The sequence below is a fragment of the Burkholderia sp. F1 genome (assembly GCF_050813845.1).
Classification (GTDB): domain Bacteria; phylum Pseudomonadota; class Gammaproteobacteria; order Burkholderiales; family Burkholderiaceae; genus Burkholderia; species Burkholderia ubonensis.
Genome location: NZ_CP172421.1, coordinates 2759674 through 2774605, shown reverse-complemented (window position 1 = coordinate 2774605; position 14932 = coordinate 2759674). Strand labels below are relative to the sequence as shown.

At 67.3% G+C, this 14932-nt stretch carries 17 protein-coding genes; 13 read left to right on the top strand and 4 right to left on the bottom strand.

The window, feature by feature from the left end; genetic code table 11:
• The first annotated feature begins 36 nt into the window (after positions 1-36).
• Entirely contained in the window at positions 37-1320 is a 1284-nt protein-coding gene (gene eno, locus ACFIMZ_RS13115; protein ID WP_006478406.1) for a phosphopyruvate hydratase, read from the top strand.
• 81 nt (positions 1321-1401) lie between these two features.
• A complete protein-coding gene (gene ftsB / locus ACFIMZ_RS13110) occupies positions 1402-1836 on the top strand; it encodes a cell division protein FtsB (RefSeq protein ID WP_431819891.1) in 435 nt (144 codons plus the stop codon).
• Positions 1837-1923: 87 nt separating this feature from the next.
• Here ftsB and ACFIMZ_RS13105 read toward each other — a convergent pair whose 3' ends face one another.
• The 3 genes from ACFIMZ_RS13105 to ACFIMZ_RS13095 form a co-directional block, all read right to left on the bottom strand.
• Positions 1924-2271 carry a hypothetical protein gene (locus ACFIMZ_RS13105; RefSeq protein ID WP_431819890.1) on the bottom strand — a complete coding sequence of 116 codons (348 nt, stop codon included), beginning with the start codon at positions 2269-2271 and terminating at the stop codon, positions 1924-1926.
• 105 nt (positions 2272-2376) lie between these two features.
• Positions 2377-3327, bottom strand: coding sequence for an Hsp33 family molecular chaperone HslO (hslO, locus tag ACFIMZ_RS13100; protein WP_431819889.1), 951 nt, complete (start codon positions 3325-3327; stop codon positions 2377-2379).
• 25 nt (positions 3328-3352) lie between these two features.
• Complete coding sequence (locus tag ACFIMZ_RS13095) at positions 3353-3877, bottom strand: gamma carbonic anhydrase family protein (RefSeq protein ID WP_431819888.1); 525 nt, start codon at positions 3875-3877, stop codon at positions 3353-3355.
• Between the two features lie 186 nt (positions 3878-4063).
• Here ACFIMZ_RS13095 and ACFIMZ_RS13090 point away from each other — a divergent pair, with 186 nt between their 5' ends.
• The 11 genes from ACFIMZ_RS13090 to ACFIMZ_RS13040 all read left to right on the top strand — a co-directional run bounded on the left by ACFIMZ_RS13090 (position 4064) and on the right by ACFIMZ_RS13040 (position 13380).
• Complete coding sequence (locus ACFIMZ_RS13090; RefSeq protein ID WP_431819887.1) at positions 4064-4927, top strand: ferritin-like domain-containing protein; 864 nt, start codon at positions 4064-4066, stop codon at positions 4925-4927.
• 130 nt (positions 4928-5057) lie between these two features.
• Complete coding sequence (locus ACFIMZ_RS13085; protein ID WP_431819886.1) at positions 5058-5948, top strand: alpha/beta fold hydrolase; 891 nt, start codon at positions 5058-5060, stop codon at positions 5946-5948.
• A gap of 96 nt (positions 5949-6044) precedes the next feature.
• The gene (locus ACFIMZ_RS13080) at positions 6045-6875 is read left to right on the top strand and encodes a 3',5'-nucleoside bisphosphate phosphatase (protein WP_431819885.1); all 831 of its coding nucleotides are present in this window, start codon (positions 6045-6047) and stop codon (positions 6873-6875) included.
• Positions 6876-6947: 72 nt separating this feature from the next.
• Entirely contained in the window at positions 6948-7580 is a 633-nt protein-coding gene (locus ACFIMZ_RS13075; RefSeq protein WP_431819884.1) for an L-threonylcarbamoyladenylate synthase, read from the top strand.
• Between the two features lie 54 nt (positions 7581-7634).
• A complete protein-coding gene (locus tag ACFIMZ_RS13070; RefSeq protein WP_431819883.1) occupies positions 7635-8297 on the top strand; it encodes a site-2 protease family protein in 663 nt (220 codons plus the stop codon).
• 8 nt (positions 8298-8305) lie between these two features.
• Positions 8306-9508, top strand: a complete 1203-nt coding sequence (locus ACFIMZ_RS13065) for a tryptophan--tRNA ligase (RefSeq protein WP_010091982.1) — start codon at positions 8306-8308, stop codon at positions 9506-9508.
• The gene (locus ACFIMZ_RS13060; RefSeq protein WP_431819882.1) at positions 9505-10116 is read left to right on the top strand and encodes a class I SAM-dependent methyltransferase; all 612 of its coding nucleotides are present in this window, start codon (positions 9505-9507) and stop codon (positions 10114-10116) included. Before ACFIMZ_RS13065 ends, ACFIMZ_RS13060 begins: the two co-directional genes overlap by 4 nt.
• A gap of 46 nt (positions 10117-10162) precedes the next feature.
• The gene (gene dapA, locus ACFIMZ_RS13055; protein WP_431819881.1) at positions 10163-11068 is read left to right on the top strand and encodes a 4-hydroxy-tetrahydrodipicolinate synthase; all 906 of its coding nucleotides are present in this window, start codon (positions 10163-10165) and stop codon (positions 11066-11068) included.
• Between the two features lie 109 nt (positions 11069-11177).
• Positions 11178-12323 (top strand): outer membrane protein assembly factor BamC, encoded by a 1146-nt coding sequence (bamC, locus tag ACFIMZ_RS13050; protein WP_431819880.1) that lies wholly within the window; start codon positions 11178-11180, stop codon positions 12321-12323.
• 4 nt (positions 12324-12327) lie between these two features.
• Positions 12328-13104, top strand: a complete 777-nt coding sequence (locus ACFIMZ_RS13045) for an MBL fold metallo-hydrolase (protein WP_431819879.1) — start codon at positions 12328-12330, stop codon at positions 13102-13104.
• 93 nt (positions 13105-13197) lie between these two features.
• Entirely contained in the window at positions 13198-13380 is a 183-nt protein-coding gene (locus tag ACFIMZ_RS13040; protein ID WP_162296965.1) for a hypothetical protein, read from the top strand.
• A gap of 313 nt (positions 13381-13693) precedes the next feature.
• Here ACFIMZ_RS13040 and ACFIMZ_RS13035 read toward each other — a convergent pair whose 3' ends face one another.
• Positions 13694-14926, bottom strand: a complete 1233-nt coding sequence (locus tag ACFIMZ_RS13035; protein ID WP_431819878.1) for a JmjC domain-containing protein — start codon at positions 14924-14926, stop codon at positions 13694-13696.
• Positions 14927-14932 lie beyond the last annotated feature (6 nt).

The following is a 14932-nucleotide window of genomic DNA, read 5'->3' as shown; positions in this document are numbered from 1 at the left end:
GGATGAAGAATCCATCGTCATTCTCAGAGGAAACCCATGAGTGCAATCGTAGATATCATCGGCCGCGAGATTCTGGATTCGCGCGGCAACCCCACCGTCGAATGCGACGTGCTGCTCGAATCGGGCACGATGGGCCGCGCGGCGGTGCCGTCGGGCGCATCCACCGGCTCGCGTGAAGCGATCGAGCTGCGCGACGGCGAAGCCGGTCGCTACAACGGCAAGGGCGTGCTGAAGGCGGTCGAGCACATCAACACCGAGATCTCCGAAGCCATCATGGGCCTCGACGCGTCGGAACAGGCGTTCCTCGACAAGACGCTGCTCGAGCTCGACGGCACCGACAACAAGTCGCGCCTCGGCGCGAACGCGATGCTGGCCGTGTCGATGGCCGTCGCGAAGGCCGCTGCGGAAGAAGCCGGCCTGCCGCTGTACCGCTACTTCGGCGGCTCGGGCGCAATGCAGCTGCCGGTGCCGATGATGAACATCGTCAACGGCGGCGCGCACGCGAACAACAGCCTCGACATCCAGGAATTCATGATCGTCCCGGTCAGCCAGCCGACGTTCCGTGAAGCCCTGCGTTGCGGCGCGGAAGTGTTCCACGCGCTGAAGAAGATCCTGAGCGACCGCGGCATGAGCACGGCGGTGGGCGACGAAGGCGGCTTCGCGCCGAACTTCGGCAGCAACGACGAGTGCCTGTCGACGATCCTGCAGGCAATCGAGAAGGCTGGCTACCGTGCGGGCGAAGACGTGCTGCTCGCGCTCGACTGCGCGGCATCCGAGTTCTACCACGACGGCAAGTACCAGCTCGCGGGCGAGGGCCTGCAGCTGTCGTCGGCCGAGTTCACCGACTACCTCGCGACGCTCGCCGACAAGTTCCCGATCGTGTCGATCGAGGACGGCATGCACGAAAGCGACTGGGACGGCTGGAAGCTGCTGACCGACCGTCTCGGCAAGAAGGTGCAGCTGGTCGGCGACGACCTGTTCGTCACCAACACGCGCATCCTGAAGGAAGGCATCGAGAAGGGCATCGCGAACTCGATCCTCATCAAGATCAACCAGATCGGCACGCTGACCGAAACATTCGCGGCGATCGAGATGGCGAAGCGCGCAGGCTACACGGCCGTGATCTCGCACCGCTCGGGCGAAACGGAAGATTCGACGATCGCGGACATCGCGGTCGGCCTGAACGCCGGCCAGATCAAGACGGGTTCGCTGTCGCGCAGCGACCGCATCTCGAAGTACAACCAGCTGCTGCGCATCGAGGAAGATCTCGGCGATATCGCGAGCTACCCGGGCAAGTCGGCGTTCTATAACCTGCGCTAACGCGCTACTATCGCGCTGGTTTGCTTCGACGCCGCTCTGCGTGATGCGTGGAGCGGCGCTTCTTATATCTGCGTCTCATACATGCGGCTTGTCACTGTCGTCCTGATTGCCTTGCTGGCGCTTATTCAGTACCCCCTATGGTGGGGGCATGGCGGCTGGCTGCGTGTGCACGAGTTGCGTCAGCAGCTCGACAGCCAGTTGCAGAAGAACGCCGACGAAAAGCTGCGCAACGAGCGGACCGCGGGCGAAGTGCAGGATCTGCAGGGCGGCACGGCGGCCATCGAGGAGCGCGCGCGCTACGAGATGGGCATGGTGAAGGACGGCGAGGTGTTCGTGCAGTTCGTGTCGCCGAACGCGCAGGCCGCGCAGGCGGCGCCCGGCGCCAACACGCTGTCGAGCACGTCGACGCGCGGTGAAGTCTCCGCGGCGCCGGTGCGCGTCGTGCCGAATCCACAGTCGATGGCCAAGCAGTCGCGGCATCACGGCGGCGAGAAGGGGAAGCAGCCCCATCACTGATTGCGGTGATGCGAGCCCATTGAAAAAGCGCGGGAAATGCCGCGCTTTTTTATTTCCTGCCGGTCGGCAATCGAGCCGATGAAGGGCTTACCACCACCAGCCCGGATAGCCGTAGCTCAGGCCCGTGCCCCAGCCGTGTCCCCACCTGCCGCCGTAATAGCCGCCATAGTACGTGACGGGCGGCGGCGTGTAGTACGACCACGCGCGAATCGCGGCTTCGGTCGCGATCGCGTCGTCCTGTTCGCGCAGCACCTGCCGATCGATCTCGTCGTAGCGCTTGCGCTCGGCGGGCGTCAACGTCACCGGCTGGCCGGACGCGCGTTGTTCGGGCAGGCGGCTCAGGATCGTGGAGGCCGGCTGCACCGCGCAACCGGCGAGGACGAGCAGGCCGGCTGCGGCGCTCGTCAGCAACAGGGGGCGAAACAGGCGATTCATGTCCTTCTCCAGCGGCGCGCCGGCGACCGGGGCGGGGTGGCGCGCTCGACGCTCGTGCGTCGATCATTATGCGCCCGCACACCGGCGGGTGTGCGGGCGCGCGGCTCAGTGACGTTGCTCGGCGGCAGGTGTCACGCCGCTCGCGAGTTCGGGCGCGGCAAACAGCTGCGCGACGTCGACGGGATCGAATTCGTAGCGCTGGTTGCAGAACTCGCAATGGATTTCGACGTGGCCGCGTTCGACGATCACGCTGTCGACTTCTTCCTGGCCGAGCATCTTCAGCATCGCGCCGACCTTTTCGCGCGAGCACGTGCACTCGAAGCGCGTGCCGGCCGGGTCGAAATGCTGGACGTTCTCCTGCCAGAACAGCCGGCGGAACACGACGTCCGGCTCGACCTCGAGCAGTTCCTTGGCGGACAGCGTGCCGCCGAGCGTGCACACGCGCTCCCACGTATCGGCATCGGTTTCCGCGGTGCGCGGCACGATGCCGCCGTCACCCGGCAGCTTCTGCAGCAGCATGCCGACCGCGCGGTCGCGATCGGCGGCGAGCCACAGGCGCGTATCGAGCTGCTCCGAGTGATGCATGTAATGCTCGAGCACCTGCGCGATCGACTCCAGCGGCCCGTGTTCGCCGTTCAGCGGCACGATGCCCTGGTACGGCTGCTGGCCCGGCCGCTTGTCGGCCGGGTCGAGCGTGATCACGCAGCGCCCATGGCCGCTCGCGTTGACGAGTTCCGCGAAGCGGATGTCGTCCCCGATCGTCTGGGCGACGTCGCCGGAGAACTTCGCGGTCGCACGCATCGACAGATCCGAGCTGCACTGCACGACCAGCATTTTCACCGGCCCGTCGCCGAAGATCTGCATGACGAGGGTGCCGTGAAATTTCAGGTTCGCCGACAGCAGCGCGCACGCGGCCATCATCTCGCCGAGCACCGTGCGCACGGGGGCCGGGTAGTCGCGGCGGGTCAGCACCTCCTGCCACGTGTTGCGCAGCGAAACGATTTCGCCGCGCACGGGCGCCGCGTTGAACATGAATTTCTGTAACTGGTCGCTCACTCTTCTTCCTTGAATTCCGTGCGGATCAGCCGATCCGCACGAGTTGCTCCTTGAAGTGCGCACGCCGGTCGACGTACGTCTTCGCATTCGCGCGCAGCCGCGCGACGTCTTCGGCCGACAGCTCGCGCACCACTTTCGCGGGGGCGCCGAGAATCAGCGAATTGTCCGGAAACGTCTTGCCCTCCGTCACGACCGCGCCGGCACCGACCAGACAGTTGCGGCCGATCACCGCACCATTCAAGACCACTGCCTGAATTCCGATCAGCGAGCCCTCGCCGACCGTGCAGCCGTGCAGCATCGCCTGGTGCCCGATCGTCACGTTCGCGGCGATCGTCAGCGGATAGCCGGGGTCGGTGTGCAGCACCGCACCTTCCTGCACGTTGCTCCCCGCGCCGACCGTGATCGGCTCGTTGTCGCCGCGCAGCGTCGCGCCGAACCACACGCTCGCGTTTTCCTCGAGCACGACTTTGCCGATGATGGCCGCCGTATCGGCGACGAACACGCTTTCGTGGATGGTCGGGGCAGTGTCGCCCAGCTTGTAGATCGTCACATTGTCTCCTTTGTCGATCGGACCTGGCGCGTTGGCGCCGAGTCCGGTTCCATGCAAGCCGGTATCGTTCGGCGGGCGTCGGTAAAATGACGCGTTTCACGCCGCGCCTGTCGCCGCAGCACAGGCGCGTATTGTAAACCGTTGCGCGCAGCGGCTCCCGACGCGCATTCAACGGTGCCCCCGGTCATGAACATGGTGCCTTCTTCATCCCTCGATTCCGACGCGTCGACCTGCGTGCGCCGCGCCTCGCTCGACGCCCTGCGTACGCCCGAGCCGGCCGCGAAGGCTGGCCGGGTGCGCACGCTGTACGACGCGCTGCTGGCCGGGCAGGCGACGATCGATCCGTCGCTCGCACTGCCGGAGCCGGCCGGGCTGCCCGGGCGGCCGGCGCGCCCCGCGCTGGTCGAGCCGCGCCAGCTGGAGCGGCGCAGCATGCGCTCGCCGGAGGGCCGGGCGGTGCTGCTGCACGCGCTCGCGCACATCGAATTCAACGCAATCAATCTGGCGCTCGATGCGGTGTGGCGCTTTGGCGGCCAGCCGGACGCGTTCTACGCGGACTGGCTGAAGGTCGCCGCCGAAGAGGCATATCACTTTTCGCTGCTGGCCGGCCGGCTCGCCGAATTCGGTCACGCGTACGGCGATTTCCCCGCGCACAACGGCCTCTGGGAAATGTGCGAGCGCACGGCGGGCGACGTGCTTGCCCGCATGGCGCTCGTGCCACGCACGCTCGAGGCGCGTGGCCTCGACGCGTCGCCGCCGATCCGTGCGCGGCTCGCGCAGGCGGGCGACCATGCGTCGGCCGCGATCCTCGACGTGATCCTGCGCGACGAAATCGGCCACGTCGCGATCGGCAACCGCTGGTTCCGCCATTTGTGCGACGAGGCCGGCCGCGACCCGCTGCCGACCTACCGGCAACTGGCCGAACAGTACCGGGCGCCGCGCCTGCGCGGCCCGTTCAATTTCGATGCGCGCCGCAGCGCCGGGTTCGAGCCCGCCGAACTGGACGCGCTCGCGGCACAGGACGCGTCCGCGGCGCGGGATGGGGCCTGATCGAAAGCATCACCCGTCAGGCAGGGCGGCGGCGCCTAGAGGAGTGCCTCGACACGCGTGACGATCGCAGCACGCGCCCGCGCAGCGGCATCGCTATAATCGAACGACCATTCTTTTTTCGACCGCTGCAATGACTGCCACGAGTTCTGTTTCCGATTTCGTCACGGTTCGCGGCGTCCGGCTGCATGTCCGGCGCTGGGGCCGGCCGGATGCGCCGACGCTGTTCATGCTGCATGGCTGGATGGACGTCGCGGCGTCGTTCCAATTCGTCGTCGACGCGCTGGCGGGCGACTGGCAGGTGATCGCGCCGGACGCGCGCGGTTTTGGACTGTCCGACTGGCCGGTGGCGCGGCAGGGCGGCGGTCACTACTGGTTCCATGAATACCTCGGCGATCTCGATGCGCTGCTGGACCACTATGCGCCGACCGGCCAGGTCAACCTGGTCGGACACAGCATGGGCGCGAATGTCGTGTGCCTGTATGCCGGCGCGCGGCCGGAGCGCGTGCGGCGCGTCGTCGACCTCGAGGGGTTCGGTCTGGCCCCGGCGCGGGCCGAGCAGGCACCGGGCCGGCTGCGCGGCTGGCTCGACGGCCTGCGCGAGCCGTCGGCGCTGAAGCCCTACGCGTCGCTCGACGAGGTGGCCGCCCGCCTGATCAAGACCAATCCTCGGCTCGAGTCGCGCCGCGCGGCGTTTCTGGCCGCGCACTGGTCGAAGCGGGGCGACGACGGACGCTTCCATCTGCTGGCCGATCCCGCGCACAAGATGGTCGGGCCGCTGCTGTACCGGCTCGACGAGGTGATGGCGACCTGGGCGCAGGTGCGCGCGAAGGTGCTGCACGTCGAGGCGGTCGATTCGCCGACGCTCGCCTATCTGGCCGGCGACATCCCGCTGCCGGAGTTCAAGTCGCGCTTCAAGGCGTTCCCGGACTGGCGCGAAAAGCTCGTCGACGACGCCGGCCACATGGTTCACCACGACCAGCCGGAGCAGATCGCGGCGTTGATCGAGGCGTTCTGCGCGTAGCGTTTGCGGCCGGCGCGCAGCCGGACGGAAAGGGGGGAGGGGCGGCGGCGGAATGCCGCATTGCAGTAGAATGAAGCTTCACCTCCGATGCCTACGATGAACGCTGATCTCCACTGCCATTCGAATGTCTCCGACGGATTGCTGTCGCCTGTCGATGTCGCGCGCCGCGCCCATGCCGGCGGCGTGACTCTGTGGGCGCTCACCGATCACGACGAGGTGGGCGGCCAGGCGGCGGCGCGCAGCGAAGCGGAGGCGCTCGGCATGCGCTACCTGAGCGGCGTCGAGATTTCCGTGACCTGGGCGTCGCGCACGGTGCACATCGTCGGCCTGAACATCGATCCGGCAAACCCGGCGCTCGTCGACGGCCTGTACCGCACGCGCCACGGCCGCGCGGCCCGCGCGCAGGCGATCGGCGCGCAGCTCGAGACGCTCGGCATTCCGGGCGCATACGACGGCGCGCTGAAATACGTGTCGAACCCCGACCTGATCTCGCGCACGCATTTCGCGCGCTTCCTCGTCGAGAACGGGCACGCGGAATCGACGTCGGACGTCTTCGACCGGTTGCTCGGCGACGGCAAGCCCGGCTTCGTGCCGCATCGCTGGGCGAAGCTGTCGGATGCCGTGCAGTGGATCCGCGGCGCGGGCGGCGAGGCGGTCGTCGCGCATCCGGGTCGCTATCGCTATACACCGGTCGAGTACGATGCGTTCTTCGGCGAATTCATCGACCTCGGCGGTCGCGCAATCGAGGTCGTGACCGGCAGCCATACGCCGGACCAGTATCGCGAATATGCGGACGTCGCGCGCCGCTTCGGCTTCGAAGTATCGTGCGGCTCGGATTTCCACGCGCCCGGAGAAGGCCGCGTCGAGCTGGGCGGCCTGCCGCCGCTGCCATCCGACCTGAAGCCGGTCTGGGAACGCTGGCTCTGACGTCGCGCGACGGCCGGCCGCGCGTGTCGCCGGCGCGGCGCGCCCCCGTTCACTCCCTCTTTACCCGTCCCCATGTCCCAGTTCTTCAGGATTCATCCGGATAATCCGCAGCCGCGCCTGATCAAGCAGGCAGTGGAGATCGTCAACAAGGGGGGCGTGATTGCGATGCCGACCGACTCCAGCTACGCGCTCGCGTGCCACCTCGACGACAAGGATGCAGTCGAGCGCGTGCGCCGCATCCGCGGCCTCGACGAGAAGCAGCATCTGTCGCTGCTGGTGCGCGACCTGTCGGAACTCGCGAACTTCGCGATGGTGGACAACCGGCAATACCGGTTGATCAAGTCGGTGACGCCCGGCCCGTACGTGTTCATCCTGCAGGCGACGAAGGAAGTGCCTCGGCGGCTGTCGCATCCGTCGCGCAAGACGATCGGGCTGCGGGTGCCGGAGCATGCGATCACGCTTGCGCTGCTCGAATCGCTCGGCCAGCCGCTGCTCGGCACGACACTGATCCTGCCGCCCGAAGAGGAGCCGCTCAACGATCCGGAGGACATCCGCGCGCGGCTCGAGAAGCAGGTCGATCTCGTGATCGACGGCGGCGCGTGCCCGCGCGAGCCGTCGACGGTGATCGACCTGACGGCCGAGGAGCCGCAGCTCGTGCGCGCGGGCCGCGGGCCGCTCGAGCCGTTCGGACTGACGGCGGCGTGAACCCGCGCCGTTCCTTCCGTGTCCGTGCGATTGCGCTTGTTACAATGATGCGATATGGACGCTAACCTGATTCAGACCATCGCCGTCTACGCGCTGCCCGTGATCTTCGCGATCACGCTGCACGAGGCCGCGCACGGCTATGCCGCACGCCTTCTGGGCGACAACACCGCCTACATGATGGGGCGCGTATCGTTCAATCCGATGCGCCACATCGATCCGATCGGCACGATCGCGATCCCGCTCGTGATGTATTTCCTGACGGGCGGGGCGTTCCTGTTCGGCTACGCGAAGCCGGTGCCGGTGGCGTTCAGCAACCTGCGCGATCCGCGCTGGGGCAGCCTGTGGGTGTCGCTCGCGGGGCCCGGCTGCAACTTCGTGCAGGCGCTGCTGTGGGGCGTGCTGACCATCGTGCTCCCCGCCGCCGGCGTCGACGAGCCGTTCTTCACGCGCATGGCATACGCCGGCGTCAGCGTGAACCTCGTGCTCGGCGTGCTGAACCTGTTTCCGCTGCCGCCGCTCGACGGCGGCCGCATCCTGGCCGCGCTGCTGCCGCCGAAGCAGTCGATCGCGCTGTCGCGCATCGAGCCGTACGGCTTCATCATCGTCCTCGTGCTGGTCGCGACGGGCGTGCTGACGAATTTCTGGCTGCGCCCGCTCGTGAATATCGGTGCCGGCATCCTGAGCGCCATCCTGTCTCCTTTCGCCTCGCTTTTCTAACGACAATCATGTTCCCAGATCGTATTTTCTCCGGCATGCGGCCCACCGGGTCGCTGCACCTCGGCCACTACCACGGCGTGCTGAAAAACTGGGTGAAGCTGCAGTCCGAGTACCCGTGCTTCTTCTGCGTCGTCGACTGGCATGCGCTGACGACGCACTACGAGACGCCCGAGGTCATCGAGAAGAACGTGTGGGACGTGCTGATCGACTGGCTCGCATCCGGCATCGATCCGGCGCAGGCGACGCTGTTCATCCAGAGCAAGGTGCCCGAGCATGCGGAGCTCGCGCTGCTGCTCGGCATGAGCACGCCGCTCGGCTGGCTCGAGCGCGTGCCGACCTACAAGGAGCAGATCGAGAAGCTGAGGGACAAGGACCTGTCGACCTACGGCTTCCTCGGCTATCCGGTGCTGATGGCGGCGGACATCCTGCTGTACCGCGGCTCGCTCGTGCCGGTCGGCGAGGACCAGGTGCCGCACGTCGAGATGACGCGCGAGATCGCGCGCCGCTTCAACTACCTGTACGGTCGCGAGCCGGGCTTCGAGGAGAAGGCGCTCGAAGCCGCGAAGAAGCTGGGCGGCAAGCGCGCGAAGCTGTATCACGAGCTGCGCAACGCGTACCAGCAGGAGGGTGACGACGAGGCGCTCGAGCAGGCGCGCGCGATGCTGCAGGAATCGCAGAGCCTGTCGATGAGCGACCGCGAGCGCCTGTTCGGCTATCTCGAGGGCGCGCGCAAGATCATCCTCGTCGAGCCGCAGGCGCTGCTGACCGAGGCGTCCCGCATGCCCGGCCTCGACGGTCAGAAGATGTCGAAGTCGTACGGCAACACGATCGGCCTGCGCGAGGACGCGGAGACGATCACGAAGAAGGTTCGCACGATGCCGACCGATCCGGCACGCGTCCGCCGCACCGATCCGGGCGATCCGGACAAGTGCCCGGTGTGGCAGCTGCACCAGGTCTATACGGACGAGGCGACCCACGAGTGGGTGCAGAAGGGCTGCCGTTCGGCTGGCATCGGCTGCCTCGACTGCAAGCAGCCGGTGGTCGAAGGCATCCTGCGCGAACAGCAGCCGATGCTCGAGCGCGCGCAGAAGTACATGGACGACCCGTCGCTGCTGCGCGCGATCGTCGCCGACGGCTGCGACAAGGCGCGCAAGTACGCGACGGAGACGATGCGCGACGTGCGCGACGCGATGGGTCTGTCGTACACGTGAGCGGCAGGCATGAACCGGCCGTGTCCGCCGGCGGCGGGCACGGCGTGTCGACCGAGCCGTCGCGCTGGGTCGCCGGCTGGGCGCCGCTGATCGCGGCCGGCGGCGCGGTGCTGGACGTCGCCGCGGGCGGCGGGCGGCATGCGCGCTGGTTTGCGGCGCGCGGGCATCCGGTCGTCGCGCTCGAACGCGATCCGGTCGCGCTCGCCGCGTTGCGCGCGATTCCGGGCGTGGACGTCCGCAACGCCGATCTGGAAGGGGCACCGTGGCCGCTGCCGGCCGGCGAGCGGTTTGCGGCCGTGGTCGTCACGAATTACCTGCACCGCCCGCTCTGGCCCCATCTGCTCGATGCGCTCGCGCCGGGCGGTGTGCTCGTCTACGAAACCTTCGCGCGAGGAAACGAAACGGTCGGCAAACCGTCGAACCCTGCGTTCCTGCTCGCGCCGGGCGAACTGCTCGACGTGGTGCGAGGCCGCCTGCGCGTGGTGGGGTACGAAGACGGCTTCGTCGCTGCGCCGCGCGCGGCGTTCGTCCAGCGCATCTGCGCGGTGCGGGAGGGCGCGGCCACGGGGTCGGAGGCGGGTATTCCGCGTTACGAACTGCCCGGCTAATCCGCTACAATCTCAACGTTTACCGATTCATATTCAATCGCGTTTCATGGCTAACGGCACCCAAGACGGCATTCAAATCCGCGGCAGCATCCCCGCGATCGTCACCCCGATGCTCGAAGACGGCAGTCTCGATCTGCCGGCATTTCGCAAACTGATCGACTGGCACATCGAAGAAGGCACCGACGCGCTGGTCGTGGTCGGGACGAGTGGCGAGTCCGCGACGCTCAACGTCGAAGAACACATCCTGATGATTCGCACCGCGGTCGAGCACGCGGCGAAGCGCATTCCGATCATCGCCGGCGCGGGCGGCAATTCGACCGCCGAGGCGATCGAGCTGACGAAGCACGCGAAGGCGGTCGGCGCGGACGCGACGCTGCAGGTCGTGCCGTACTACAACAAGCCGACGCAGGAAGGGATGTATCGGCACTTCAAGGCGATTGCCGAGGCGATCGACCTGCCGGTGATCCTGTACAACGTGCCGGGCCGCACGGTCGCGGACATGTCGAACGAGACGATGCTGCGTCTCGCGCAGGTGCCGGGCATCGTGGGCGTGAAGGAAGCGACCGGCAACATCGATCGTGCCGCGCAGCTGATCAAGGCCGCGCCGGCGCATTTCGCGATCTACAGCGGTGACGACCCGACTGCGATCGCGCTGATGCTGCTGGGCGGTCACGGCAACATCTCGGTGACGGCGAACGTCGCGCCGCGCGCGATGAGCGCGCTGTGCCGCGCGGCGCTGGCGGGCGACGTGAAGACGGCGCGCGAACTGCACATGCAGCTGCTGTCGCTGCACAAGAACCTGTTCATCGAGGCGAACCCGATTCCGGTGAAGTGGGCGCTGCAGGCGATGGGCAAGATGCAGGGCGGCATCCGCCTGCCGCTCACGCCGCTCGACGTACGGTGCCACGACGCGGTGCGCTCGGCGCTCGTCGAGGCCGGCGTCCTGGCCTGATGTCGCGGCGGACGGGCACCGTCCGCCAATTCGTTCCCCGATCAACCCGCACCGGCCGGCTCCGTCCGGCGCCGCTCCTGACGAGCGTTCTAGCAAGACGAAGGATTTCATGAAACGTTTCGCCTTTTCCTCTCGCGCCATCCAGGTTTCGGTGGTGGCGCTTGCGCTGGGCGCGCTCGCCGGCTGCGATACGCTGAACGACTATCTGGCCCCCGACAAGGTCAACTACAAGAACACCGGTTCGGCGCCGCCGCTCGCGGTGCCGAGCGACCTGAAGCCGGTGCCGACGAGCCAGCAGTTCGTCGCGCCGCCGGCCAATGCCGGCCTTGGCACGCTGCCGCCGCGCGCGACGACGGCAGCCGGCACCGCGACGGACGGCGTGCCGACCGCGCAGGATCCGTTCGGCATGCACGTCGAGCGCGACGGCGACCGCCGCTGGCTCGTCGTCGACGGCCGCACGCCGGAGCAGCTCTGGCCGCTCCTGAAGGATTTCTGGCAGGACAACGGCTTCTCGCTGAAGACCGACGCGCCGTCGACGGGGATCATGGCCACCGACTGGGCGGAGAACCGCGCGAACATTCCTGACGACTGGTTCCGCCGCACGATCGGCAGGGTCGTCGATTTCGTGTATTCGTCCGGCACGCGCGACCGCTTCCGCACGCTTGTGAACCGCACGGTGGACGGCAACACCGACATCTCGATCACGCACAGCGCGATGGAGGAGATGATGGTCGGCCCGCAGGGCGGCACGTCGTCGCGCTGGGAAGAGCGTCCGCGCAATCCGGTGCTGGAGGCGGTGTTCCTGGCGAAGCTGATGCAGAAGTTCGGCCTGTCCGAAGCGCAGGCGAAGCAACTGCTGACCGAAGCGCGGCCGGCGACGGCGCCCGCGCAGGTCAGCGCCGCGAGCACCGGCACGGCGACGCTGCAGCTTGCCGAATCGTTCGATCGCGCGTGGCTGCGCGTCGGCCTCGCGCTCGATCGCACCAACTTCACGGTCGACAACCGCGACCGCGAGAAGGGCATGTACTACGTGCGCTACGCGAATTCGATGGAAGAGCTGAAGCGCGACGGCCTGTTCGGCAAGCTGTTCTACGGCGGTCCGTCGGCGGCGAAGCCGGGCAAGGAATTCGTCGTCAACGTGCGTGCGCAGGGCAATGGCGGCACGCAGGTCGCGGTGGTCGACGCGAACGGCCAGATCGACAACTCGTCGGACGCCCAGCGGATCATCTCGCTGCTTCACGCGCAATTGAACTAAGCGCGTGCGATTCGCCAGCCTCGGAAGCGGCAGCGAAGGCAACGCACTGGTGGTCGAAGCCGCGAGCGGCGCGACCACCACCCGCGTGCTGCTCGACTGCGGCTTTTCCGCCAAGGAGGTCGAGCGCCGGCTCGGCCGTCTGCATCTCGGCATCGACGATCTCGATGCGATCCTCATCACCCACGAGCACAGCGACCATGTCGGCAGCGCGTTGACGCTCGCCCGGCGCGCGTCGCTGCCGCTTTACATGAGCTGGGGCACCGCGCGTGCGGTCGGCGCGGACGAAGCGGACGTCGAGCTCCACGTCCTGTGGGGCGACGAGACGGCCCAGATACGCGATCTGGCGGTCTTGCCGTACACGGTCCCGCACGACGCGCGGGAACCGCTCCAGTTCGTGTTCACGGACGGCTGTCACCGCCTCGGCGTACTGACCGACGTGGGCGGGTCCACGCCGCACATCACGGCCGTCCTGAGCGGCTGCGACGCGCTGGTGCTGGAATCGAACCACGATACCGCGATGCTGGCCGCGAGCCGCTATCCGCAGTCGCTGAAGGCGCGGATCGGCGGCAGCCACGGGCACCTGAGCAACGACGCGGCGGCGGACATCCTTGCGTCGCTCGAACGCAGCCGCCTGCAGCATCTCGTGGCGGCTCACCTGAGCCAGCAGAACAACCTGCCGGAACTGGCCCGCCAGGGGTTTGCGGGCGTGCTGGGCACGGACGGGAGCGAGGTGGTCGTCGCCACGCAGGAAACGGGCTTCGACTGGCTGGCATTGACGTAGGAGGGCGGGCCTGCGGCCCGGAGCGGACGCCTGCGCATGTCGAAACGTGCAGGCGTAAAAAAACCGGCCCGAGGGCCGGTTTTTTTTCAGCTGATGCTGAGGCTTACTGGCTTGCGCCCGAAGCCGGAGCAGCCGTCGCTGCCGAAGCAGCCGACGCCACAGCAGCAGCTGCGTCGCTCGCAGCAGCCGTTGCCGACGAAGCAGCAGCCGTTGCGTCGCTCGCAGCACCAGCAACTGCCGAAGCAGCCGACGAAGCGGCAGCAGCAGCGTCGCTAGCAGCCGGCGCAGCAGCTTGGTCTGCGCTCTTGTTGCAAGCAGCCAGTGCAACAGCAGCCAGCAGGGAAGCTACGAGGAGGGATTTCTTCATGATCACGTCCTTTTATGGTTAAAGGGTAAGCAACAGCGCGAAACAATACCGGTAATGTGCTCCAACACCGACCTGGGCCGCTGGTGGAGACGCACTTCTAGAGCGTGAATCTTCCCTACGGCTTGGGCGGAAATTATATGCACTTTCCTATCGACCGTCGACAAATGCGGGGTCAATACGTTGTCTTTCCCATACAAAATTTGATTCGCATGGGCATACGGGTCAATTCACACTAATTCCGGCTCCAACCCGTATCCAGCCCGCACAATACCACTCGTGCAGCAAGGCTGTCATGGAGGGATCCCGGGATAGTGTTACAAACCGTTTCGCCTCCATCCGACGCTGATTGGCCAGCTCGGGCAGCCATTTGGTGGCCTGATCGAGTGACCCTTCCTCGCCGTTGATGAAGTACGAGCGCGCGTTATACATCAATGCGGCGCGTCTGTCGAGACATACGCCGCGCCGCGCGGCCTGCGCGGCGAACGCCGCCTCGGAAAGCGCGCGCGCGGGCGGGTCGAACACGACGTTCGATTTGGGTTCGCTCAGGTAGCAGCCGAGGAATTCGGCGACGTCCTGCTCGCGCCATTTGATGCCGTTGACGATCGCCGCGACCCGTTCGACCATCGCCGGCGGCAGGTGCGCCGGCGTCTCGACGGCGGGCTGCTTCGGATCGCGGTAGAGGTCGTCGCTGCGGGCGCCGCTGCGCAGGCCGCCGCGCTCCGCGAGGTAATACAGGAACTGGGCGCCCAGTTCGCCGGCGGACGGGGCCCGGAAGCCGATCGAGCACGTCATGCATTCGCCTTCGGCGATGCCGTCGTGCGCGATGTGCGGCGGCAGGTAGAGCATGTCGCCCGGCTCCAGCACCCATTCGTCGCTCGGTTCGAAATGCTCGAGGATCTTGAGCGGCACGCCCGGCTGCAGCGACAGGTCCCGCTGCGCGCCGATGCGCCAGCGGCGCTTGCCCTTGACCTGCAGCAGGAATACGTCATACGAATCGAAATGCGGACCGACGCCGCCGCCGTCGGTCGCATACGAGATCATCAGGTCGTCGAGGCGCGCGTCCGGGATGAAGCGGAAGCGGTCGAGCAGCGCGCGCGCGGCGTCGACGTGGAGGTCGAGCCCCTGCACCAGCAGGGTCCAGGCCTTGCGCGTGACGGGCGGCAACGCGTCGTCGTCGAACGGGCCGTGCGCCAGTTGCCACTTGTTACGAAAGTGCGTGATCAGGCGCGATTCGGCGTCGTAGTCGCCCGCCAGCTCGAACAGCGCGTCGCGCGAGACCGGGGGCGTCACGCCGGGGATCGCCTGGCGGATCAGCAGGGGTTTCTTCTGCCAGTAGCGGCGCATGAATTGCGCCGGGGTAAGGCCGCCGAGCAGCGGCGTGGGAAGATCGGGTGGCGGCGCGCCGACCGCGGCGGCTGCGCCGTCCAGCGGTTCGGCTTGAGACCGTTTGCGCATCGTATA

What these genes read in the sequence shown, in the direction of transcription:
- dapA (WP_431819881.1), top strand. Translation starts at nt 10,163, where the DNA reads ATGGCTAACGGCACCCAAGACGGCATTCAAATCCGCGGCAGCATCCCC.
- ACFIMZ_RS13105 (WP_431819890.1), bottom strand. Translation starts at nt 2,271, where the DNA reads ATGAATCGCCTGTTTCGCCCCCTGTTGCTGACGAGCGCCGCAGCCGGC.
- ACFIMZ_RS13040 (WP_162296965.1), top strand. Translation starts at nt 13,198, where the DNA reads ATGCTGAGGCTTACTGGCTTGCGCCCGAAGCCGGAGCAGCCGTCGCTG.
- ACFIMZ_RS13080 (WP_431819885.1), top strand. Translation starts at nt 6,045, where the DNA reads ATGAACGCTGATCTCCACTGCCATTCGAATGTCTCCGACGGATTGCTG.
- eno (WP_006478406.1), top strand. Translation starts at nt 37, where the DNA reads ATGAGTGCAATCGTAGATATCATCGGCCGCGAGATTCTGGATTCGCGC.
- ACFIMZ_RS13070 (WP_431819883.1), top strand. Translation starts at nt 7,635, where the DNA reads ATGGACGCTAACCTGATTCAGACCATCGCCGTCTACGCGCTGCCCGTG.
- ACFIMZ_RS13035 (WP_431819878.1), bottom strand. Translation starts at nt 14,926, where the DNA reads ATGCGCAAACGGTCTCAAGCCGAACCGCTGGACGGCGCAGCCGCCGCG.
- ACFIMZ_RS13075 (WP_431819884.1), top strand. Translation starts at nt 6,948, where the DNA reads ATGTCCCAGTTCTTCAGGATTCATCCGGATAATCCGCAGCCGCGCCTG.
- ACFIMZ_RS13065 (WP_010091982.1), top strand. Translation starts at nt 8,306, where the DNA reads ATGTTCCCAGATCGTATTTTCTCCGGCATGCGGCCCACCGGGTCGCTG.
- bamC (WP_431819880.1), top strand. Translation starts at nt 11,178, where the DNA reads ATGAAACGTTTCGCCTTTTCCTCTCGCGCCATCCAGGTTTCGGTGGTG.
- ftsB (WP_431819891.1), top strand. Translation starts at nt 1,402, where the DNA reads ATGCGGCTTGTCACTGTCGTCCTGATTGCCTTGCTGGCGCTTATTCAG.
- ACFIMZ_RS13090 (WP_431819887.1), top strand. Translation starts at nt 4,064, where the DNA reads ATGAACATGGTGCCTTCTTCATCCCTCGATTCCGACGCGTCGACCTGC.
- ACFIMZ_RS13085 (WP_431819886.1), top strand. Translation starts at nt 5,058, where the DNA reads ATGACTGCCACGAGTTCTGTTTCCGATTTCGTCACGGTTCGCGGCGTC.